Consider the following 21,046-nt stretch of genomic DNA (forward strand, 5'->3'; position numbering starts at 1 on the left):
GCCTCCCGGTACCCGCCCGGCCAGCCGCTGCCTCCGGCTTACACGTAGTCATACAGGCTTGTCGATCACTGTCAGCAGCGCAGCAGCAATGCTAACGAGCGCCCTCGCCTCGTCACGGCTGTACTGAAAGGCGGCGGTGACGGCGTCCTTGTGAACCGACGCGCTCGTCTGATCCTCGACCGCGAACCGAATCCAGGCCCATCGCTCATCCTGCGAACGCTGCAGCCTGTCCTTGTTCCCGGGCCACTTCCAGCCACTGTGATCCTTGATCCACTCCAGGGCCCGGCGGGCTTCCAGGATCGCGCCGTCGATGTCGTTGTCCAGAAGCCGACGCTGCGCGGCGCGCAGATGCCGGGCGGGCTCGGCACGGGGGTCGTCCTCCAGCGGGAACGGGACGTGCATCTCGAAGGCGACCGAGGGGCCAAGGGCGTTGATCTGGTCGATCCAGCGGCTCTTGGCGACGCTGAAATGCAGCACCTCCGTTGTGCTCCCGGGGTAGCCGGCGGCCTGGGGAAGTGTGCCGGTGACCTCCAGCTCCATCTGCAGGTCTCCGTCGCGGGCCTCGTTGATTGCGTGGAGCTGGTGCGAGGTGATCAGGAACTTCAGAACCGGGCGCTCGACGCCGGTCTCGGGAGTGAATGGGAGCATCTCCGTTACCCGCCCGACCAGTGTCCGCTCGTACGGGTTCCGGATGCCGTAGAGGTCGGCCTGCAACGCGAGAAACCTGCCGGCCTTCGAGGCCACTGGCGCCTTCACCTCCAGGCCCACCTGGAGGCAGATCGTGCCCATGCCCCTCAGAAGCTGCACGCTCTCCTCGCGGACCCCCAGGACGAACTCCCCAGCCTCCGCGTCGAAGCGCATCACGTTCACGACTGGTTCCTCCGTAGCGACGTCCCGGTCTGCCGATTCTCCATCAGCCGGCGCCGTGGGTCGCCCGGTTTAGTGGGAACCCTCCAAGAGCGCTCTCCAGCCCCGTGCTCTCGCTGAACCTCGGACGCCCCGGCGTATCGGCCGCTCGTCGTCCGACAACAACCACCCGCTTGTCCACCGCGCTGCACGCTCGCCGCACGCTTGTCCACCGGTTGTCCACCGGTGGCGATCATGGCGCCCCGAAACGGGTACCTCATCGCCGCCACCTGCCCCCGGAAAGCACAAAGGCCCAGGTCAGAGGGTGTCTGTCCTGGGCCTTCTCTGAGCCGCCTTCGGGATTCGAACCCGAGACCTACGCATTACGAGTGCGTTGCTCTGGCCAACTGAGCTAAGGCGGCGTGGTGCGCGGCCCAGTCTACACATCGCGGAGGGGTGCTCTGTAACCGGTTTAGGAGCTGGTCAGGAGTGGGTGGGGGGCGGGGCGCGGGAGTGTGAGGTGAGTCACTTGCAGTGCTTGTTCTTCGGGGGGACGGTGCCGTCGAGGAGGTAGGCGTCGATCGTGGAGTCGATGCACTTGCTGCCGCGGCCGTAGGCGGTGTGGCCGTCGCCCTCGTAGGTGAGGAGGGTGGCGCTGGAGAGCTGGGAGGCGAGGGCCTGGGCCCAGCTGTAGGGGGTGGCCGGGTCGCGGGTGGTGCCGACGACGAGGATCGGGGCGGCGCCCTTGGCCTCGATGCGGTGGGCGGTGCCGGTGGGCTTGACCGGCCAGTAGGCGCAGTTCAGGGCGGCCCAGTCGAAGGCGTCGCCGAAGACCGGGGAGGCCTTGCGGAAGCTGGGCAGGGCGGCGCGGGCCTGGCCGGGGCCGGTGAAGGCGGGCGGGAGGTCGAGGCAGTTGACGGCGGGGTTGGCGTACATCTGGTTGCTGTAGGAGCCGTTCGGGCTGCGCTCGTAGTAGCTGTCGGAGAAGGCGAGCAGCCCCCGGCCGTTGCCGGCCTTGGCCTGGGCGAGGTATTCGCGCAGGAGGGGCCAGGCGCGCTGGTCGTACATGGCGGCGATGACGCCGGTGGTGGCGAGGGATTCGGTGAGCTTGCGGTCCTCGCCCGTGGCTGCCGGATGGGCGTCCAGCTTTTTGAAGAAGGCGGACATCTGCTGGGCCGCGTCCTCGGTGCTCTTGGTGCCGAGGGGGCAGTTCTTGTGCTTGATGCAGTCCGCGGCGAACGCCGTGAAGGCGGTGTTGAAGCCGGCGGCCTGCTGAATGTTGGTGGCGCGGGCGTCGAGCTCCGGGTTCATCGCGCCGTCGAGGACCATGCGGCCGACGCGGGAGGGGTAGAGGCCGGCGTAGGTCGCGCCGAGGAAGGTGCCGTAGGAAGAACCGACGTAGGTGAGTTTCTTGTCGCCCAGGACAGCGCGCAGCACGTCCATGTCGCGCGCGGCCTCGACGGTGGAGATGTGCGAGAGCAGCTTGCCGGAGCGGGATGCGCAGCCCTTGGCGAAGTCGCGGTAGGCGGTGGCGAGCTTGTTGACCTCGGCGGGTGAGTCCGGGGTCTGGTCGGTCTCGGTGTAGCGGTCCATCTGCTTGTTGGTGAGGCACTCGACCGGCTGGCTGTGGGCCACGCCGCGCGGGTCCATCGCCACCATGTCGTAGCGCGCACGGACCGCGGCGGGCTGTGGCGCGTACCGCTCGAGGTATTCGATCGCCGCGCCGCCGGGGCCGCCCGGATTGACCAAGAGGGAGCCGAGCCGCTGGCCGGCCGCGCCGGTGGCCTTCTTGCGGGCGATCGCGAGCTTGATGTCGCCCCCGCCGGGGTGGGAGTAGTCCAGGGGCGCCTTCATCGTGGCGCATTCGAAACCGCTGCTCGCGCAGGGATGCCAGCTCAGCTTCTGGTCGTAGTACGACCGGAGGCTTGCCGGGGTCGAGGCCGGGAGGGGCGCGAGGGTCGGATCGTCGGCGGGGCGCTGGGCGCCGGCTTCCGTGGTGCGGCCCGGGGACGCCTCGTCGTCGGGGGAAGAACTCCCCGAGGAGCAGCCGGAGATCAGCAGAGCGGTGGCCGCGAGGAGAGCGGCGGAGGTGCGGAGCAGTCGGCTGGTGGCCATGGACGGTCCCTTGGTCTCGGTCCCTGGGATAGGGGTGAGGTGAGTGCGGTGTCGGTCTCTGGAGGTCCCTGGAAGGTGGAGTGCGGGGAAGTACCGGGAGGGGCTAGGAGGTGGTGCCGGGGGTGGTGGCAGTCGTGATGGTGATGGTGATGGTGGTGGTGAGCGCGTGACGGATGTCGAGGGGGGGCGGGAGAGCAGTGGCGCGTTCGGTCAGAGAGCATTCGAAGGGTATTCGGAGAGTATCCGGGTGGGGACGTTGTGTGCGCGTCTCCTTGAAGGGGCGAGCCGGGTGAGCGGCGGGGGCGGATGAGCCGCAGTGGGTGGACTGAGGCAGGTGGACTGAGGCAGGTGGACTGAGGCAGGTGGACTGAGGCAGGTGGGCCGAGGCGGGTGGGCCGAGGCGGGTGGACTGCGGAGGTGGGCTGCAGTGGCGGTGGTCAGCCGGCGCGGAGGGCCGCCGTCATTGCCTCGACCGCGAGGAGGGGGGCCACATTGCGGTCCAGGGCCTCGCGGCAGGCGATCACGGCTTCTATACGGCGGAGGGTTCGTTCGGGGGACGAGGCGGTGGCGATGCGGTGGATGCTGTCGCGCACCTCGTCATTGGCGAGGGGCACCGAGGCACCCATCTGGAGGGCTAGGACATCGCGGTAGAAGCCGGTGAGGTCGACCAGGGCCAGGTCGAGGCTGTCGCGCTGGGTACGGGTCGAGCGGCGCTTCTGCTTGTCCTGGAGCTCCTTCATGGCGCCGGCCGTGCCGCGTGGCAGGCGTCCGCCGGTGCCGGCGGCGGCGCCGAGCGCGGCGCGCAGCTCCTCGGTCTCCTTGGTGTCGACGTCCTCGGCGACCTGCTTGGCGTCCTCCCCCGCGGCGTCGATCAGTTCCTGGGCGGCCTTGAGGCAGCCGCCGATGTCGTCCACGCGGAGCGGGAGTTTGAGTACGGCCGCGCGGCGGGCCCGGGCGCGCTCGTCGGTGGCGAGGCGGCGGGCCCGGCCGATGTGGCCCTGGGTGGCGCGGGCCGCACGGTCGGCGGCCTCCGGCTCGATGCCGTCCCGCCGGACGAGGACGTCGGCGACCGCGCCGATGGGCGGGGTCCGCAGGGAGAGATGGCGGCAGCGCGAACGAATGGTGGGGAGGACGTCCTCCACGGAGGGGGCGCAGAGCAGCCAGACCGTACGGGGCGCGGGCTCCTCGACCGCCTTGAGCAGGACGTTGCCTGCGCCTTCGGTGAGGCGGTCGGCGTCCTCCAGGACGATCACCTGCCAGCGGCCGCCGGCCGGCGAGAGGGAGGACCGGCGGACCAGGTCGCGGGTCTCCTTGACGCCGATGGAGAGCAGGTCCGTACGGACGATCTCGACGTCGGCGTGCGTGCCGACCAGGGACGTATGGCAGCCGTCGCAGAACCCGCAGCCTGGGGCGCCCCCGAGGGCGCGGTCCGGGCTGACGCACTGCAGGGCTGCGGCGAAGGCGCGGGCCGCGGTGGAGCGGCCGGAGCCGGGCGGGCCCGTGAACAGCCAGGCGTGGGTCATCTGGGAGGCGCTGCCGCGGTCGGCGGACGGCCCCGGTCCCGGCTCCGACTCCGACTCCGACTGCGGTCCCGACTGCGCTTCCGGGTCCGGTGCCTGCTGCGGCTGCTCACCGGGCCCGGAGCCCGCCTGGGCTCCCGTCCCCTGACGCTCCGCGGTGACGAAGGCGTCCGCATCGCGCGCGGCCGCGGCCAGCTGCGCCGTCACCCGGTCCTGGCCGACCACGTCGTCCCATACCGCCATCGCTGTCCGCCGTTCCTGTCCGTGCCGTCCTGCTCGTGCCATGCGAGGTGGGTGCCCGGCCGCACACCGCGCATTGCTCCGCACCTGACCCATTGTGGTGCAACCCACTGACAAACGAATCCGGAAGCCGGGGCCGGTCGGCCGAAGGGGGACTGAACGGGGACCGCAGGAGGGCCGGCTGAGGACCGGCTGAGGACCGAAAGGGCCGCCCGGGAACCGGAAACCGGCCGTGGCCGCAGCTGTTGTGCTGCGGCCACGGCCGGTTCGTCCGGGCTTCGGCCCGGCTGAGCGAGGGGGTCAGCCGCGTCGTCCCCGGCCGCCGCGACGGCCGTTGTCGTCCGCGCCCTCGTCCGCCTCGTCGTCGCCACGCGGGCCGAGCAGTTCGTCGGCGAGCGTCGGCAGATCGTCCAGCGGGGTCTCCTCCGCCCATTCGGGGCGGGGGCGGCTGCGTTGCGGGGGCTCCGCGGGGCGGCCGGTCGCCGGGTCGATCTGCGGGAGTTCGCGGGTGCGCTCGACGTGCGACTCGGCGGGGGTGGCGGGGCCTCCCGAGGCCGCACCGCTGCCGCCGTGCCCACCGTGCCCGCCGTTCCCACCCTTCGCGGCCTGGGGCGTCTCCTTGCGGAACATCCACGGCGGGACGCGGTCGGCGGGGGCGTCGCCCCGGCCGTCCTCACCCCGCGCGCCTTCGCCCCGTACGGGCGGCAGCACGGCGGTCTCCTCCACGTCCGAAGCGGCACCACGGCCGCTCCAGGCATCGTGCGTGTCGCGCACCGACGGCAGCACCGCCGTCTCGTCCGCCGCGCCGGCCTGCTGCGTCCCGCCCTGCGGCCTCCCGGGCTGCGGCAGCGACTCCTCGGTCCGCTCACCGTCCGAACCGGAGGCGCCCGATCCGGAACCGGCCGAGCCAGAGCCGGAGGAGCCGGAGGAGCCGGAGGAGCCGGAGGAGCCGGAAGCACCCGATCCGGAACCGGAACCGGACGCACCAGAACCCGACGCCCCCGAGTCATCGGCCGCATCCTGCCCCAGCCGCTTCCGCAGATCCGCGACGTACGTCTCCGCGGTGGGCGCCTCGGCTGCCTCGGCCTCCTCGGCTGCCGCCTTCGCCTCCGCCGCGGCCGCCGCCTCGGCTGCCGCGATCCGGGCCTTTTCGGCACGCAGCAGCGCGTCCTCGGCCTTGCGCTGCTTCTCCAGGCGGCGCTCCTCGGCCTCCCTGCGCAGCCGCGCCTCCTCCTCGTGCTGCTTGCGCAGCCGCTCCTGCTCCGCCTGGCGGGCCCGCTCCTCGGCCTCGCGCCGCTGCCGCTCCGTCTCCGCGGCCTGGCGGGCCTCCTCGGCGCGCTTACGGGCCTCTTCGGCCTGGCGGGCCTCCTCGCGCGCCCTGGCCTCCTCGGCCTCGCGGAGCTTGCGTTCCTCGTCCTCGGCACGCAGCTTGGCGAGCTGCTCCTGGCGCTCGCGCTCCAGGCGCTCCTCCTCCGCCTTGCGCGCGGCCTCCTCCTCGGCCTTGCGGCGGGCCTCTTCCTCGGCCGCCTTACGGGCCTCGACCTGCGCCGTGATCTCGGCCTCGGACAGCGGGAGCACCTGGTCGAGGCGGTGCCGTACGACGGTGGTGACGGCCTCGGGCTCCTGCCCGGCGTCGACGACCAGATAGCGCGCGGGGTCGGCGGCGGCCAGGGTCAGGAAGCCGGCCCGCACCCGCTGGTGGAATTCGGCGGGCTCGGACTCCAGCCGGTCCGGTGCCTCGGTGAAGCGCTCCCGTGCGGTCTCCGGGGAGACGTCGAGCAGCACCGTCAGATGAGGGACCAGGCCGTCGGTGGCCCAGCGCGAGATCCGGGCGATCTCCGTGGGCGCGAGGTTGCGTCCGGCGCCCTGGTAGGCGACCGAGGAGTCGATGTACCGGTCGGTGATGACGATCGCGCCGCGCTCCAGGGCGGGGCGGATGACGCTGTTGACGTGCTCGGCCCGGTCGGCGGCGAACATCAGCGCCTCCGCACGGTCCGAGAGCCCGGAGGTCGAGACGTCGAGGATGATCGAGCGCAGTCGCTTGCCGATGGCGGTGGCGCCCGGCTCACGGGTCACCACGACCTCGTGGCCCTTGTTGCGGATCCACTCCGCAAGCGCCTCGACCTGGGTGGACTTGCCGGCCCCGTCGCCGCCTTCCAGGGCGAGGAAGAAGCCGGTGGGGGCGGGCGCCTGGGCCGGGTCGCCGCCACGCAGCGCCTCGCGCAGATCGCGCCGCAGCGGTACGCCCTGCCGGTCGTCGACCTTGCCGAGCACCAGGGCGGCGACCGGCAGCAGCAGTGCGCCGGCCAGCATCAGGGTGTAGGCGGCGCCGCCGTAGGCGAAGTTGAAGGTGCCGCTGCCGAGGTGGTGCGGGCCGATGATCGCCGCGAGCAGCGGCGCGAGGATGGCGGCCAGCGCGACCGTCAGCCGTACGACGGCGTGCAGATGCTCGGTCGTACGGGCGCCGCGGGATTCCTCGGTCTCCTGCTCCAGCAGCACATGGCCCGTATTGGCGGCGATCCCGGCGCTGACGCCGGACAGCAGCGCGAGCACCAGCACCGTCGTCGGGTCCGGGACCAGCCCCATGGCCAGCAGCCCCAGGCCGGTGGCGGCCACCGCGAGGGCGAGCAGCCGGCGCCGGGAAAGGGCGGGCAGCACCCGGTGGGCGCCACGGATGCCGACGGCCGTACCGCCGGTCAGCGCGAGCACCAGCAGCGCGAAGGTGGCCGGACCGCCGGCCAGGTCGTAGCCGTGCAGGACGGCGAGCGAGACGGCCGCGGCGATCGCCCCGGCCACCGCGGCGCAGGACGCCACCAGCAGCGGGAGCGCGCCCGTACGGCCCTTGTCGGCGCCCGCCCGGGCCGCGCCGTTCTCCGGCGTGTCGCCCGTGCCCGTCGCTCCGGCCTTCGCTCCCGTGGCCTTCGGGCGGCGCAGCCCCTCCAGAGGGGAGCGCGGCCGCGGCGTCGGCACTCCGGGAAGCTCGATGAAGTAGAGGATCGACACGGAGGCGGCGAACAGACCGGCGGCGACATACGAGCCGAGCGCGGCCTGGTGGAGGTGGAACCAGTCGATGCCGGTGCCCAGCAGCTTGCTGACGAGCGTGACGACCACCAGGGCGGCGGCCGCGATCGGCAGCGAGACGAAGCCGGTGCGCAGCGAGAGGCGGCGCAGGGCGTCCATGTTGTCCGGCAGGGGCCGCACGGCGGAGCCCTCGGGGGGCGGTGCGGGCAGCAGCCCGGGTGCGGCGCTCTCGCGCGCGACGGTCCAGAAACGTTCGGCGACACCGCTGACGAAGACCGTGACCAGCAGCCAGGCCAGTGCGTCGCCCGGCGTCCAGTCGATCCAGAGGGGGGCGATGACCAGCAGCGCGAGCCGCAGCACATCCGCACCGATCATGGTCCAGCGCCGGTCCAGCGGCCCGCCGGACGAGCCTGCCCCCGCGCGGGGGGCCGGGGACGTCATCGCCGACAGCGGGCCCAGCAGGACGGCCCCGAAGAGCAGCGTCGCCAGCATCCGGGCCGCGAAGACCACGGTGACCGCAAGGGCTGCTCCCCGATAGCCGCCGCCGAAGACGGGCTCGCCGCCCAACGGGACGTACAACGCCGCCTGCAGGGCGAGGAGTACGAGGACAAGCATGGACAGGGCATCGCCGATGCCCCCGACAAACTGGGCGCTCCACAATCGCTTCAGTGGGGGGAAGCGGAGCAGGGCTCGCACGGCGCGCTCGCGGGAATCCGCCGCTAGGGCGCCTGATGTGGGGGTCACGACCGTTGGCTGCTCGGCACGCGTCATCCCGCCAGCCTAGCGGGACGGGGCACGCCGTCGAGCGCCCACCCGAACAAATGGGCGGGTACAACGGAACACATCCGTTGTACCCGCCCATGTCCTGCGCTTTTATCTGCGCGGCGGTGCCGGAATCGGCGCGGGCCCCGGCCCTCCGCTTTACCGGCGTGGCCGGAACCGGCGCAGGCCTCAGTCCTCCGCCGGAGCCGCCGCCGTCTTCTTCGCCGCCGCCGTCTTGGCGGTGGCCTTCTTGGCGGTCGTCTTCTTCGCCGTGGTGGTCTTCTTCGCGGCGGTCTTCTTGGCGGCCGTCGTCTTCGCTGCCGTCTTCTTCGCGGCCGTCTTCTTGGCCGGCGCCTTCTTGGCCGCCTTCTTCGCGGTCTTCTTCGCCGGCCCCTTGGCGCGCTTCTCCGCCAGCAGCTCGTAGCCCCGCTCGGCGGTGACCGTCTCGACGTCGTCGTCCCGGCGCAGCGTCGCGTTGGTCTCGCCATCGGTGACATACGCACCGAACCGGCCGTCCTTGACCACCACCGGCTTGCCGCTCACCGGGTCCGTGCCCAGCTCCTTGAGCGGCGGCTTGGCGGCGGCCCGCCCGCGCTGCTTGGGCTGTGCGTAGATCGCCAGCGCCTCTTCGGTCGTGATCGTGAAGAGCTGTTCCTCGTTCTCCAGGGAGCGCGAGTCGGTGCCCTTCTTCAGATACGGGCCGTAGCGGCCGTTCTGCGCGGTGATCTCCACGCCCTCGGGGTCCTTGCCGACCACACGCGGCAGCGACATCAGCTTGAGCGCGTCCGCCAGGGTCACGGTGTCCAGGGACATCGACTTGAAGAGCGAGGCGGTGCGCGGCTTGACCGCGTTCTTGCCGGTCTTCGGGGTGCCCTCGGGCAGGATCTCGGTGACGTACGGGCCGTAGCGGCCGTCCTTGGCGACGATCTGGCGGCCGGACTCCGGGTCCATGCCCAGCTCGAAGTCGCCGCTCGGCTTGGCGAGCAGTTCCTCCGCGTACTCCACGGTCAGCTCGTCGGGCGCCAGGTCGTCGGGGACATCGGCGCGCTGATGGCCCTCGGCGTCCTTCTCCCCGCGCTCGACGTACGGGCCGTAGCGGCCGACCCGCAGCTTGATGTCGTCGCTGACGGGGAAGGACGAGATCTCCCGGGCGTCGATGGCGCCCAGGTCCTCGACCAGCTCCTTCAGGCCGCCGAGGTGGTCGCCGTCGCCGTTCCCGGCGTCCGAGGCGGCTCCCGCGGCATCGCCCTCGCCGAAGTAGAAGCGCCGCAGCCACGGCACGGACTGCGCCTCACCACGGGCGATGCGGTCGAGGTCGTCCTCCATCTTGGCGGTGAAGCCGTAGTCGACCAGCCGGCCGAAGTGCTTCTCCAGGAGGTTGACCACCGCGAAGGAGAGGAAGGACGGGACGAGCGCGGTGCCCTTCTTGAAGACATAGCCGCGGTCGAGGATGGTGCCGATGATCGAGGCGTACGTCGACGGGCGGCCGATCTCGCGCTCTTCCAGCTCCTTGACCAGCGTGGCCTCGGTGTAGCGGGCGGGCGGCTTGGTGGCGTGCCCGTCGGCGGTGATCTCCTGCGCGGCCAGCGCGTCGCCTTCGGCGACCTGCGGCAGCCGGCGCTCGCGGTCGTCGAGCTCGGCGTTGGGGTCGTCGGCGCCTTCCACATAGGCCTTGAGGAAGCCGTGGAAGGTGATGGTCTTGCCGGACGCGCTGAACTCGGCGTCCCGGCCGTCGGCGGCCCGGCCACCGATCTTGACGGTGACGGAGTTACCGGTCGCGTCCTTCATCTGGGAGGCGACGGTCCGCTTCCAGATCAGCTCGTAGAGCTTGAACTGGTCGCCGGTCAGACCGGTCTCGGCCGGGGTGCGGAAGCGGTCGCCGGAGGGGCGGATCGCCTCGTGCGCCTCCTGGGCGTTCTTGACCTTGCCGGCGTAGGTGCGCGGCTTGTCCGGCAGGTAGTTCGCGCCGTACAGCTGCGTCACCTGCGCCCGGGCCGCGGCGACCGCGGTGTCCGAGAGCGTGGTGGAGTCCGTACGCATATAGGTGATGAAGCCGTTCTCGTACAGCTTCTGCGCCACCTGCATCGTGGACTTCGCGCCGAAGCCGAGCTTGCGGCTGGCCTCCTGCTGGAGGGTGGTCGTCCGGAACGGGGCGTACGGCGAGCGGCGGTAGGGCTTGGACTCGACCGAGCGGACCGCGAAGTCGGTGTTCTCCAGGGCGGCGGCGAGCGCACGGGCGTTCGCCTCGTCCAGATGGAGGACGTCGTTCTTGAGCTGCCCGTTGGCACCGAAGTCACGGCCCTGGGCGATACGGCGGCCGTCGACGCTGTTCAGGCGGGCGGTCAGCACCGACGGGTCGCTGGCGTCGCCGGCCCGGCCCGTGGCAAAGGTGCCGGTCAGGTCCCAGTACTCGGCGGAGCGGAAGGCGATGCGCTCGCGCTCCCGCTCGACGACGAGACGGGTCGCCACGGACTGCACCCGGCCGGCCGACAGCCGGGGCATGACCTTCTTCCACAGGACCGGCGAGACCTCGTAGCCGTAGAGGCGGTCGAGGATCCGGCGGGTCTCCTGGGCGTCGACCAGCTTCTGGTTCAGGTCGCGCGGATTGGCGACGGCCTCGCGGATCGCGTCCTTGGTGATCTCGTGGAAGACCATCCGGTGGACGGGCACCTTGGGCTTGAGGATCTCCTGGAGGTGCCAGGCGATGGCCTCGCCCTCGCGGTCCTCATCTGTGGCGAGGTAGAGCTCGTCGGACTCGGCCAGCAGCTCCTTGAGCTTCTTGACCTGGTCCTTCTTGTCACTGTTGACGACATAGATCGGCTGGAAGTCGGCGTCGACATTCACGCCGAGGCGGGCCCAGGGCTCGCCCTTGTACTTCGCCGGGACCTCTGCGGCGCCGTTGGGCAGGTCGCGGATGTGTCCGACGCTCGCCTCGACCACGTAGCCAGGGCCGAGGTAGCCCTTGATCGTCTTCGCCTTGGCAGGCGACTCGACGATGACGAGTCGGCGGCCGCCGCCGTCTGTGGTCTCGCTGGTCGGGGACAACTTCGCTCTTCTCTCCGGTCGACGCTGGAAACGCTCCCCGGCCGGACGCCGGAGGGGCAATGCGGTGACGCTTGACGCTGCGGAGTGTGACGGTACCTCCCGGCCCTGTGTCAAACGGAAAAACCCCGCAACGCCACTCGAACGGTAACCCGACTACATGCCTTCATGCCGCCCGGACCGCATCGGGCGCTCACCAAGGGCCCGGGGCGCGCCTTGTGGATCACGGTGGCGCCGTACGGCTCCCCGGCGCCCACCTCGGACGTTCCCCGCGCGGCGCACCTTCGGGCACCCTCGGTGATGTCACACAGTGACGGATCCCGGCCGTCCGCCGCCTGCCCGCAGTCGCACGCCGCACCGTCCGCGGAACGGCGACCGTCACAGGGCGGCGCCGGTTGCCGTCATTGCCTTGATACAGCACGTGAGCGGGCTGGCAGGATGGAAACGGCACGGCTCGCCGTTCGAGTCGAGTACTGCCGTCATCACACACCCTCGGGGGACCTCACCCATGGCGAACCAGTACCCCGGACCGCTGCCGGACCAGCCGCCCGGTCAGTCCGGTCAGTCCGGTCAGTCCGGTCAGTCCGGTCAGTCCGGCCAGAACCCTTACGCCAAGCCGGACGGCGCTCAGCCCGCCGGCGCCGGTTACGGCAACCCGCAGGGCGGCCGCCCCGGGGAGCCCGGATACGGCTATCCGCAGGCCGGCTCGCAGCCGCCGCAGCCCCAGCCCGGATACGGCTACCCGGGCGACGTCCCGGCGCCGGCCGCGCCCGGATTTCCGCCGGGCGCTCCGCCGCAGCCGGCGCCCGGCGGGTACCAGGCCGGCCCAGGAGGATTCCAGGCCGGCCCCGGAGGGTTCCAGGCCGGGGCCCAGCCCGGAGGGATGGTGCTGTCGCTCGGGGATATAGCGGTGACCGGCGACACGATCATGACGCCGGCCGGGCCGATGCCGCTCAGGGGCGCGGTGTGGACGGCGACCGATATGTCGCGCACGGAGGAGAAGATGCCAACGCACGCCGTCGTGCTCGCCGTCGTTTTCTTCTTCTTCTGCCTGCTCGGCCTGCTCTTCCTGCTGATGAAGGAGCGGGTGACCACCGGATTCGTGCAGGTCACGGTGAACAGCGGAGGCCGGCACCACACCACGATGATCCCGGTTCAGTCCCGTGAGCAGGTGATGTTCGTCCTCAACCAGGTCAACTACGCCAGGTCACTGAGCGTGTGAGCACCGGCACATCGCAGAGCCCTGCCGAGCCCGCGGGCCCCGGCCCGGCATCGGTCCGGGCGCGTACCGTCCGCCAGGCGTCGATCGCCCTCGGTGCCGGAGCGGCGGCCGCCGTCTATCTCTGGCACACCGATCCGCACCAACCGGGGCAACTGCTGATCCCCTGTCCGTTCAAATGGGCCACCGGGCTGCTGTGCCCGGCGTGCGGCGGGACACGGATGGCGTACGACCTGATGCACGGCGATGTCGTGCGGGCCTTCCATGACAACGCCGTGCTGCTCACCCTGGCCGGCCCGGCCGTGGCGTACGCCGTCGGGCGCTGGCTGGTGGCCGGGATCGGCGGGCGGGTCTACCGGCCACGCCTCCGGGCCCGCGGCAACGCCGTGGTGCTCGGCATTGCCGCGGTCTGGATGGTCGCCCGCAACCTTGTCGGTTAGCGATTTCGTCCAGTTGGATCACGAATGGTCCGGAATCATGGCCGGACCATCCGGTGTCAGCGGACGGTGACCTTGACCACCGGGGAGACGGTGCTGCCGGCTCCCATACGGAGCTGGTTGACGCCCTTGATGCCGAGCTTGACCCGTACCGAGTACGTGCCACTGGCGTTCACCGGCGTCTGCGCGGGCAGCGAGACCCACTTGGCGCCCTGCTTCTGCTGGACGGTGACCTTGGTGCCGGCCTTGATGCCCGTGGCGGTGCCGGAGATCCGGAACTCCTGCCAGGCGTTGACGCTGGACGCGCTGGCCTTGGCCGTCAGCCCCGCGGCGGCCGGGGCGCCGGCCACGACCGGCTTGGGCGAGTGGAGGTCCTGCGGCGCGGCGAAGGCCGCGGCCGAGCCGCCGGCGAGCAGGGAGACGGCGATCGTGCCGACGGCGACGTAGCGGAATGCACGGTTCATTTGGATTCCTCACTGAAGGGTCGTGAGCCTGCCGGTCGTTGCCGACCTTCACTGAGGAACATGGCGAGCGGCCCGGAAAAGTTCCCGTGTACCACCACACATCGGCCATCTGTCGCAGAACTGGCGTGAAGTGAACGTAGCCCCACGCAACGGAAGTTGGAGCGGAGTCACAGCTCACCGCTCACGCCACACAGCAGGCGTCTCGCCACTCGCCACTCGCCGCTCCCGGCTACAACGCCGCCAGCAGCCAGCAGCCCGTGGCCAGGAACACCACCCCGGCCAGCAGCGCCGTCACGGCGGCGAACGGCCGGCTGACGCCCTCGGCGACCGGGGCACCGGTCCGTGCGCAGACGCCCGTCCACACCAGCAGTCCGGCGCCGAACAGCGCGAACGCCGCACCGGCGAACAACTCGGGTCCACTCTCCATGCGGGCAGCGTGGCACCCCAGGGCGGCATCCCGGCGAACGCCGGATGAACTACACCCGTTCGCCTCGCGCCTCTCCCGCCCTGCTCCCCCGTATCCCCTACATCTCCCGCATTCCGCTTCCCTCCCCCGTTTCCTCCGTTCCCCCGTCACTCTTCCCTGTCAGCCGCCCGCGGCCACCGGCTCCAGGAACCCCTGCTCGACCAGCGTCCGGATCGAGGCCGGCGTACGGTCCCGCAGCAGAACCGGATCCTCGCCGACGAGTTGGGCGATGGCGTCCAGAATCCGCCCGGCCGGGAGGGAACCGTCACACACCCCGGCGAAGCCCGCGCCGACCGTGTCCACCTTCGTCGCCCGCCGCATACCGCGGTTCTGACGCAGCACCACATGCTCCGGGTCCTCCGCCCCGGGCAGCCCGACCTGCTCCTGCACCACCTCGTCGGCGAGCCGGAAGTGGCCGGCGAGCAGCGCCGCATCGTCCGTGGCCCGCAGATAGTCCTGGCGGTCGAAGTGCCGTACGACCGACTCCCCCAGCGGCTGTTCCACCGGATGCGGCCATTCCTCGACCGTGATGGACGGGGAATCCGACCCGGACTTGCGCAGCGTGATCCAGCCGAAGCCGATGGCCTTGGTCTTGCGTGCCTCGAACTCGTCGAGCCAGGCGTCGTACCGCGCGGCGTACGCCTCGTCCCCGGCGCGGTGGTCGCCCGCGTCACGCAGCCACAGTTCGGCGTACTGGGTGATGTCCTGCACCTCGCGCTGCACGATCCAGGCGTCGCAGCCGGCCGGCACCCAGGAGCGCAGCCGGTCGTGCCACTCCTCGCCCGCCACATGCTGCCAGTTGGCCAGCAGCTGGCAGTACCCGCCGTCGTTGAGATGCGCGGCGGACTGCTGGACGAGCGTCCGGCACAGGTCGTCGCCGCCCATGCCGCCGTCGCGGTAGGTGAGCCGGGCGCCCGGCGAGATCACGAACGGCGGGTTGGACACGATCAGGTCGTACGTCTCGTCGCCCACGGGCTCGAACAGCGAGCCCTCCCGCAGCTCCGCCGGCTCAGCCCCGGAGAGCGCCAGGGTCAGCGCGGCGATCCGCAGCGCCCGGGGGTTGAGGTCGGTGCCCGTGACGCGGGTGGCGTGCTGAGCGGCGTGCAGCGCCTGGATACCGGAGCCCGTGCCGAGATCGAGCGCCTTGGCGACCGGCCTGCGCACCGTGATCCCCGCGAGGGTCGTGGAGGCGCCGCCGACACCAAGCACCAGCTGTGAGCGGTCCGCTTCCCCGGCGCCCCGGATGCCGCCGGCGCCACCGACCGCACAGCCCAGGTCGGAGACGATCCACCAGTCCTGCCCCTCGGGGCCGCCATAGGGGCGCACGTCCACACTGGCGCGCAGCTCGTCGCCGTCCTGCACCAGCCAGCCGTCGGCGAGGCAGTCCGCGACCGGCAGCGCGGCCTGCGCGCGCCGCAGCTCCACCGGGCGCTGCAGCAGGAACAGCCGCACCAGGGTCTCCAACGGGCTGTCGCCGCGCGTCGCCCGCAGGGCGGGGACGGTCTCGCTGCGCGCCAGCGCGGCATAGGCCGGCCCGCCGAGCAGCTCCAGCAGCCCGTCGGCGGTGAAGTCGGAGGCCAGCAACGCCTCGCGCAGCCGGGCGGTGCGGGCGTTGCTCTCGGGGTCCTGGACATCGGCGGTGGGGAGGTGCGTACTCACATCCACCATTGTCGGCCCTGCCACTGACAATCGGCGACGGCCCGGCGCCACACCCTTCTCGGGCGCGTCGCCGGGCCGTACGGAGCCGTGCGGTGGACGTTCGCCGCAGACTCCCCGCCGCTTACGGAACTCCTAGGACTTCTTGGACTGCGTGGGTGCCGGGGAGCCGGACGCGGCCGGGTTCTGGCAGCCCTTCTGGGCGGCCATCGCCGTGCCGACCTCGCCGGACTCCAGGTTCTTGAAGGCCGCCTCGCTCTGCTTGTTCAGCTTGTTGATGCCGCTGGAGAGGTTGCGCAGGCCGTCCGCGAACTTCAGCTTGTCCGAGGTGTCGAGCTTGTTGACCTGCTTCTGGAGGTCCGCATAGCCCTTGGAGAGCGAGTTGAGCTCCTTGACGGCGTTCTGTTGTGCCTGCTTGCCCTGATCGGTGGGCGGCGGCCCGGCCTTCTCCAGAGACGTGGCCAGCGAGGCGTAGGCCTGGGAAATCTTCTGGAAGGCCGCCGAGTCGGTCTGCTGGACCTTCTTGGAGTCGGTGCTGCCGTTGTCGGCCGTCTGCATGGCGCCGTTGGCGTCCTGGATCTTCTTGAACTGAGCCTGCGCAGGGTCGCAGAAACTCTTCGCCCAGTCATTGAGCTTCTTGTTGCTGTCGTCGCTGCAGCCGGTCAGCGCGAGCACCAGTGCCGCACCGCCGGACAGTGCAGCCACAAGCTTCTTGTTCACCGGATTGGTCCCTTCCATGGCTCTCGGCCCCGGAACATACACGTCCAAACGGCCTGGGCCACCGGTCGGGCATCCCGCCCTGCCCTCATTGCAGCCATTTGCACCAAGGACCGCAGGGCCACCCGGGCAAGCGGAAGGCGGGTGGACGGCGTCTGCAAAATACGCCGTCCACCCGCCCAGTTGAGCGGTCCGCGGGCCCTTCCGGAGGTGCTTTCCGGCTAGGACGCCACCGCCGTCTCGGCCGACTTGGCGATGCTTTCCGGGTCTTCGGAGTTGTCTTCGTCACCCACGGCGATTCCGCGCCGCTTGGAGACGTACACCGCACCGACGATCACGGCGAGCGCCAGTACGGAGACCACGATGCGCACGCCCATGCTCTTGTCCTGGCCGTATGAGAACTTCACCACAGCGGGCGCGATCAGCAGCGCCACCAGGTTCATGACCTTCAGCAGCGGGTTGATCGCCGGGCCCGCGGTGTCCTTGAACGGGTCACCCACGGTGTCGCCGATGACCGTCGCGGCATGCGCCTCGCTGCCCTTGCCGCCGTGGTGGCCGTCCTCGACGAGCTTCTTGGCGTTGTCCCACGCGCCACCGGAGTTGGCGAGGAAGACCGCCATCAGCGTGCCGGTGCCGATCGCACCCGCCAGGAACGAGCCGAGCGCGCCGACGCCGAGCGAGAAGCCGACCGCGATCGGGGTGAGCACGGCCAGCAGCCCGGGGGTGGCCAGCTCACGGAGCGCGTCCTTGGTGCAGATGTCGACGACCCGCCCGTACTCGGGCTGCTCGGTGTAGTCCATGATCCCGGGGCGCTCGCGGAACTGCCGCCGCACCTCGAAGACCACCGCTCCCGCCGACCGCGACACCGCGTTGATCGCCAGCCCGGAGAACAGGAAGACGACCGAGGCGCCGAGGATCAGCCCGACCAGGTTGTTGGGCTGCGAGATGTCCAGGCTGAGCCCCATCCCGCTCGCGGCGTTGCCGATGTCGCGTACGGCGGTGGCGATCGCGTCCCGGTACGAGCCGAAGAGCGCGGCAGCGGCCAGTACGGCGGTCGCGATGGCGATGCCCTTGGTGATGGCCTTGGTGGTGTTGCCGACCGCGTCCAGGTCGGTCAGCACCTGCGCGCCGTCACCGGTGACGTCCCCGGACATCTCCGCGATGCCCTGCGCGTTGTCGGAGACCGGTCCGAAGGTGTCCATCGCCACGATCACGCCGACGGTGGTCAGCAGACCGGTGCCGGCCAGCGCCACCGCGAACAGCGCCAGGATGATGGAGGCCCCGCCCAGCAGGTACGCCCCGTAGACGGCCAGGCCGATCAGCACCGCCGAGTAGACCGCCGACTCCAGGCCGATCGAGATACCGGAGAGCACGACCGTGGCCGGACCGGTCAGCGAGGTCTTGCCGATGTCCCGGACGGGCCGCCGGCTGGTCTCGGTGAAGTAGCCGGTCAGCTGCTGGATCAGCCCCGCCAGCACGATGCCGATGGCGACCGCCACCAGCGCCAGCATCCGCGGATCGCCGCTGCGGCCCAGCACCTCGGTGTCGGTGACACCGGTCAGGTCCTGGTAGCGGGACGGCAGGTAGGTGAACACGGCAACGGCCACCAGCACCAGCGAGATGCCCGCGGAGATGAAGAAGCCGCGGTTGATCGCCGTCATGCCACTGCGGTCGCTGCGCCGGGGCGCGACGACGAAGATGCCGATCATCGCGGTGAGCACCCCGATGGCCGGGACCAGCAGCGGGAAGGCCAGCCCGGCGTCACCGAAGGCGGCCATCCCCAGGATCAGGGCGGCGACCAGGGTCACCGCGTACGACTCGAAGAGGTCGGCGGCCATACCTGCGCAGTCGCCGACGTTGTCGCCCACGTTGTCCGCAATGGTCGCGGCGTTGCGCGGGTCGTCCTCGGGGATGCCCTGCTCGACCTTGCCGACGAGGTCGGCGCCGACGTCCGCGGCCTTGGTGAAGATGCCGCCGCCGACCCTCATGAACATCGCGATCAGCGCGGCGCCGAGACCGAAGCCCTCCAGCACCTTGGGCGCGTCGACCGCATACACGAGCACCACGCAGGACGCGCCGAGCAGGCCCAGCCCCACGGTGAACATGCCGACGACGCCACCGGTGCGGAATGCGATCTTCATCGCCTTGTGGGAGACCGCCGTAAGATCCTTTTTCTTGGTGTCGCCCTCGGCCGGAGTGGCTTCCCGCGCGGCCGCGGCGACGCGCACATTGCTGCGCACGGCGAGCCACATCCCGATATAGCCGGTGGCCGCCGAGAATCCCGCGCCGATCAAGAAGAAGGCGCTGCGTCCGGCGCGCTGCGTCCAATTGTCCGCGGGCAGCAGCATGAGCAGGAAGAACACCACGACGGCAAATACGCCGAGAGTCCGCAACTGCCGTGCCAGGTAGGCATTTGCGCCTTCCTGCACGGCCGCCGCGATCTTCTTCATACTGTCGGTTCCCTCACCGGCCGCGAGCACTTGGCGGACCAGCACCGCCGCGACAGCCAGCGCCGCCAGGGCGACCACGGCGATCACCAGCACGATGCCGCGGTTGCCCGCCGTGAGCGAGGGCCCGGCCAGAAAAGTGGGGGTGTCAAGCAACTGAGGGGTGTAAGGCCCCGCCATTCGTCCTCCTTGACGTTTGGCACATGGGCGCGCGGAAGCACGCTCAGGCGTCCTGAGCAAGATGTGGACGGATTGTAGGGAGCCGCGGTTGATCAAAACAGTGCGCGTCAAAGGGAATTCGCCGATAGCAGCGAAGATCAAAAGGCCGACGCCACACAGAATTCGCCCGGACGAAGGAAAGTCGCAAATTCACTGACCGCCGCCCGATGATCTCTCTGTCGTATTGATCGTCCATGGGCGGCAAACTGATCGCCGCTGCTCACGGACGCCGCCCCGGAACCCGGGACGGCCAAGACCCGTGTGACCCCGGTGAGAATTGATCCGCCCGGCTGCGGCCGAACGGGTGACCCGCGGCGCGCTGGACGCTTCCCGGCGTCCGGTGAGGCTGTGTCAGATCGAGTCCGGATCGCAACGCATGGGGCCTGATCGAGGGGTCGCGGTGAGGGGCCAGGGCGGGCTGCGGCCGCGGGTCACCCCGTCGGGCCCCCTCGGGGAGGCCGACGAACAAGATCAAGAAATGCGGCGGGCCGGACGGCGCACGGCGGACACGGAGCCTGCTCAGGAACGCCTGGTCAGCGCACGACCGGCCACAGAGGGCAGGCAGAAAGGCGCAGGCGGGGCAGGGGCGCGCGGGCAGCAGGGGGCGCGCACGGGGCGACAGGCGAGCGCAGGCAGCAGGCAGCAGGCAGCAGGCAGCAGGCAGCAGGCAGCAGGCAGCAGGCAGCAGGCAGCAGGCAGCAGGCAGCAGGCAGCAGGCAGCAGGCAGCAGGCAGCAACGATGGGCGCCCTCACCGGCTACGGGCGGAGTCCGGCGTCAGGGGTCAGGGGTCAGGGCATTCGCCAGGCTCTGGGCCCGGGCGCTACGGCACCACCACGGCCGTCGTGGTGGGCCAGGTCATCCGGATCAGCCCGCCGTCCTTGCCGGCGGTCACCTCGACATCGTCGACGAGCCCGCTGATCACCGCGAGGCCCATTTCGTCCTCGCCCTCGGCGTCGCTCTCCGCGGCGCCCCCGGTCTCGCCGCCGCGCGCCCCGGCCGTACCGGAGTCGCCGGAGACGCCGTCGCCGACCTCGATCGAGAACTTCTTCTCGTCCTCGATCAGCAGGACGCGGACGGGCTCCGCGATGTCATGGCTCTCGTGCAGCCCCACGGCCCGGCTGCAGGCCTCACCGACGGCGAGCCGCACCTCGTCCAGCACGGCCTCGTCCACCCCGGCGCGCCGTGCCACGGCAGCCGCGACCAGACGCGCGGTGCGGACATGCTCGGGAAGGGCGCTGAAGCGAAGTTCGACGGTGGCCATGCCATCCCCCTCGTTTTGCGGGCGTGCGACGCAGGGGGCCGGACACCGTGTCCGGAACCCCCCACTGCTTCCTCCCCCCGCGCCTGACGGCGCGGGGGACCGGCAAAACCGTCAGTCAGTGGCTGCGACGGCTTCGTCGACCGAGGTGTGAATGGGAAACACCTTGGTCAGTCCGGTGATTCGGAAGATCTTGAGAATGCGCTCCTGGTTGCAGACCAGGCGCAGCGAGCCCTCATGGGCACGCACCCGCTTGAGTCCGCCGACCAGCACGCCGAGCCCAGTGGAGTCGAGGAAGTCGACACGTTCCATGTCCACCACGAGGTGGTAGCTTCCGTCGTTCACAAGCTCGACCAGCTGCTCCCGCAGCTTGGGCGCGGTGTATACATCAATCTCGCCACCGACCTCGACGACCGTACGGTCGCCAACGGTCCGGGTCGACAGGGACAGGTCCACGGATCCTCCAGCACCTTGCTATCGAGCGGTCGCCCCCCTGGGGCCTCCCCACCGAAGGTAGGGGCGGATCTGGCAGCCGCGATGGCATTCAATCACTTACCGGCAGGCGTGCACGACGCCCTTTAGACATTGTCCGTCACTCCGGTGACACACTCGGTGC

14 protein-coding genes and 1 tRNA gene are annotated in these 21,046 nt (G+C 70.8%); 2 read left to right on the plus strand and 13 right to left on the minus strand.

Features of this window, described 5'->3' with window-relative positions:
- Positions 1-48 precede the first annotated feature (48 nt).
- From D9V36_RS20485 to topA, 6 genes are all read right to left on the minus strand, one after another.
- Entirely contained in the window at positions 49-870 is an 822-nt protein-coding gene (locus tag D9V36_RS20485; protein WP_129295066.1) for a hypothetical protein, read from the minus strand.
- Between the two features lie 324 nt (positions 871-1,194).
- Positions 1,195-1,268 (minus strand) — tRNA-Thr (locus tag D9V36_RS20490).
- 103 nt (positions 1,269-1,371) lie between these two features.
- The gene (locus tag D9V36_RS20495; RefSeq protein WP_129295067.1) at positions 1,372-2,961 is read right to left on the minus strand and encodes an alpha/beta hydrolase; all 1,590 of its coding nucleotides are present in this window, start codon (positions 2,959-2,961) and stop codon (positions 1,372-1,374) included.
- Between the two features lie 437 nt (positions 2,962-3,398).
- Entirely contained in the window at positions 3,399-4,724 is a 1,326-nt protein-coding gene (locus D9V36_RS20500) for a DNA polymerase III subunit delta' (protein WP_129298562.1), read from the minus strand.
- Between the two features lie 297 nt (positions 4,725-5,021).
- Positions 5,022-8,513 carry a dTMP kinase gene (gene tmk, locus D9V36_RS20505; RefSeq protein WP_129295068.1) on the minus strand — a complete coding sequence of 1,164 codons (3,492 nt, stop codon included), beginning with the start codon at positions 8,511-8,513 and terminating at the stop codon, positions 5,022-5,024.
- 180 nt (positions 8,514-8,693) lie between these two features.
- Positions 8,694-11,549 carry a type I DNA topoisomerase gene (topA, locus tag D9V36_RS20510; protein WP_129295069.1) on the minus strand — a complete coding sequence of 952 codons (2,856 nt, stop codon included), beginning with the start codon at positions 11,547-11,549 and terminating at the stop codon, positions 8,694-8,696.
- A gap of 505 nt (positions 11,550-12,054) precedes the next feature.
- Between topA and D9V36_RS20515 the strand changes: the two genes are divergently transcribed.
- Both D9V36_RS20515 and D9V36_RS20520 read left to right on the plus strand, forming a co-directional pair.
- The gene (locus D9V36_RS20515; RefSeq protein WP_129295070.1) at positions 12,055-12,768 is read left to right on the plus strand and encodes a hypothetical protein; all 714 of its coding nucleotides are present in this window, start codon (positions 12,055-12,057) and stop codon (positions 12,766-12,768) included.
- Positions 12,765-13,205: a DUF2752 domain-containing protein gene (locus D9V36_RS20520; RefSeq protein ID WP_129295071.1), complete on the plus strand. Its 441-nt coding sequence runs from the start codon at positions 12,765-12,767 to the stop codon at positions 13,203-13,205. Before D9V36_RS20515 ends, D9V36_RS20520 begins: the two co-directional genes overlap by 4 nt.
- A 56-nt stretch (positions 13,206-13,261) precedes the next feature.
- Here D9V36_RS20520 and D9V36_RS20525 read toward each other — a convergent pair whose 3' ends face one another.
- The 7 genes from D9V36_RS20525 to bldG all read right to left on the minus strand — a co-directional run bounded on the left by D9V36_RS20525 (position 13,262) and on the right by bldG (position 20,886).
- Positions 13,262-13,666 (minus strand): hypothetical protein, encoded by a 405-nt coding sequence (locus tag D9V36_RS20525; protein ID WP_129295072.1) that lies wholly within the window; start codon positions 13,664-13,666, stop codon positions 13,262-13,264.
- Positions 13,667-13,895: 229 nt separating this feature from the next.
- Positions 13,896-14,093, minus strand: a complete 198-nt coding sequence (locus D9V36_RS20530; RefSeq protein ID WP_129295073.1) for a hypothetical protein — start codon at positions 14,091-14,093, stop codon at positions 13,896-13,898.
- A 159-nt stretch (positions 14,094-14,252) separates the two neighbouring features.
- Positions 14,253-15,800, minus strand: coding sequence for a DUF7059 domain-containing protein (locus tag D9V36_RS20535; protein WP_431357686.1), 1,548 nt, complete (start codon positions 15,798-15,800; stop codon positions 14,253-14,255).
- A 123-nt stretch (positions 15,801-15,923) separates the two neighbouring features.
- On the minus strand, positions 15,924-16,508 hold the full coding sequence (locus tag D9V36_RS20540; RefSeq protein ID WP_129295075.1) for a small secreted protein: 585 nt from the start codon (positions 16,506-16,508) through the stop codon (positions 15,924-15,926).
- 218 nt (positions 16,509-16,726) lie between these two features.
- Positions 16,727-19,132: a sodium-translocating pyrophosphatase gene (locus tag D9V36_RS20545; RefSeq protein ID WP_129295076.1), complete on the minus strand. Its 2,406-nt coding sequence runs from the start codon at positions 19,130-19,132 to the stop codon at positions 16,727-16,729.
- An 860-nt stretch (positions 19,133-19,992) separates the two neighbouring features.
- Positions 19,993-20,433 carry an ATP-binding protein gene (locus tag D9V36_RS20555; protein ID WP_129295078.1) on the minus strand — a complete coding sequence of 147 codons (441 nt, stop codon included), beginning with the start codon at positions 20,431-20,433 and terminating at the stop codon, positions 19,993-19,995.
- Positions 20,434-20,544: 111 nt separating this feature from the next.
- Entirely contained in the window at positions 20,545-20,886 is a 342-nt protein-coding gene (gene bldG, locus D9V36_RS20560) for an anti-sigma factor antagonist BldG (protein ID WP_004571875.1), read from the minus strand.
- Between the last annotated feature and the right edge of the window lie 160 nt (positions 20,887-21,046).

The sequence above is a fragment of the Streptomyces lydicus genome, from assembly GCF_004125265.1.
GTDB classification, from domain to species: domain Bacteria; phylum Actinomycetota; class Actinomycetes; order Streptomycetales; family Streptomycetaceae; genus Streptomyces; species Streptomyces lydicus_C.

Coding starts and splice junctions, on each gene's coding strand:
- D9V36_RS20495 (WP_129295067.1), bottom strand. CDS start 2,961: ATGGCCACCAGCCGACTGCTCCGCACCTCCGCCGCTCTCCTCGCGGCC.
- D9V36_RS20500 (WP_129298562.1), bottom strand. CDS start 4,724: ATGGCGGTATGGGACGACGTGGTCGGCCAGGACCGGGTGACGGCGCAG.
- tmk (WP_129295068.1), bottom strand. CDS start 8,513: ATGACGCGTGCCGAGCAGCCAACGGTCGTGACCCCCACATCAGGCGCC.
- D9V36_RS20515 (WP_129295070.1), top strand. CDS start 12,055: ATGGCGAACCAGTACCCCGGACCGCTGCCGGACCAGCCGCCCGGTCAG.
- D9V36_RS20525 (WP_129295072.1), bottom strand. CDS start 13,666: ATGAACCGTGCATTCCGCTACGTCGCCGTCGGCACGATCGCCGTCTCC.
- D9V36_RS20530 (WP_129295073.1), bottom strand. CDS start 14,093: ATGGAGAGTGGACCCGAGTTGTTCGCCGGTGCGGCGTTCGCGCTGTTC.
- D9V36_RS20535 (WP_431357686.1), bottom strand. CDS start 15,800: ATGGTGGATGTGAGTACGCACCTCCCCACCGCCGATGTCCAGGACCCC.
- D9V36_RS20545 (WP_129295076.1), bottom strand. CDS start 19,132: ATGGCGGGGCCTTACACCCCTCAGTTGCTTGACACCCCCACTTTTCTG.
- D9V36_RS20555 (WP_129295078.1), bottom strand. CDS start 20,433: ATGGCCACCGTCGAACTTCGCTTCAGCGCCCTTCCCGAGCATGTCCGC.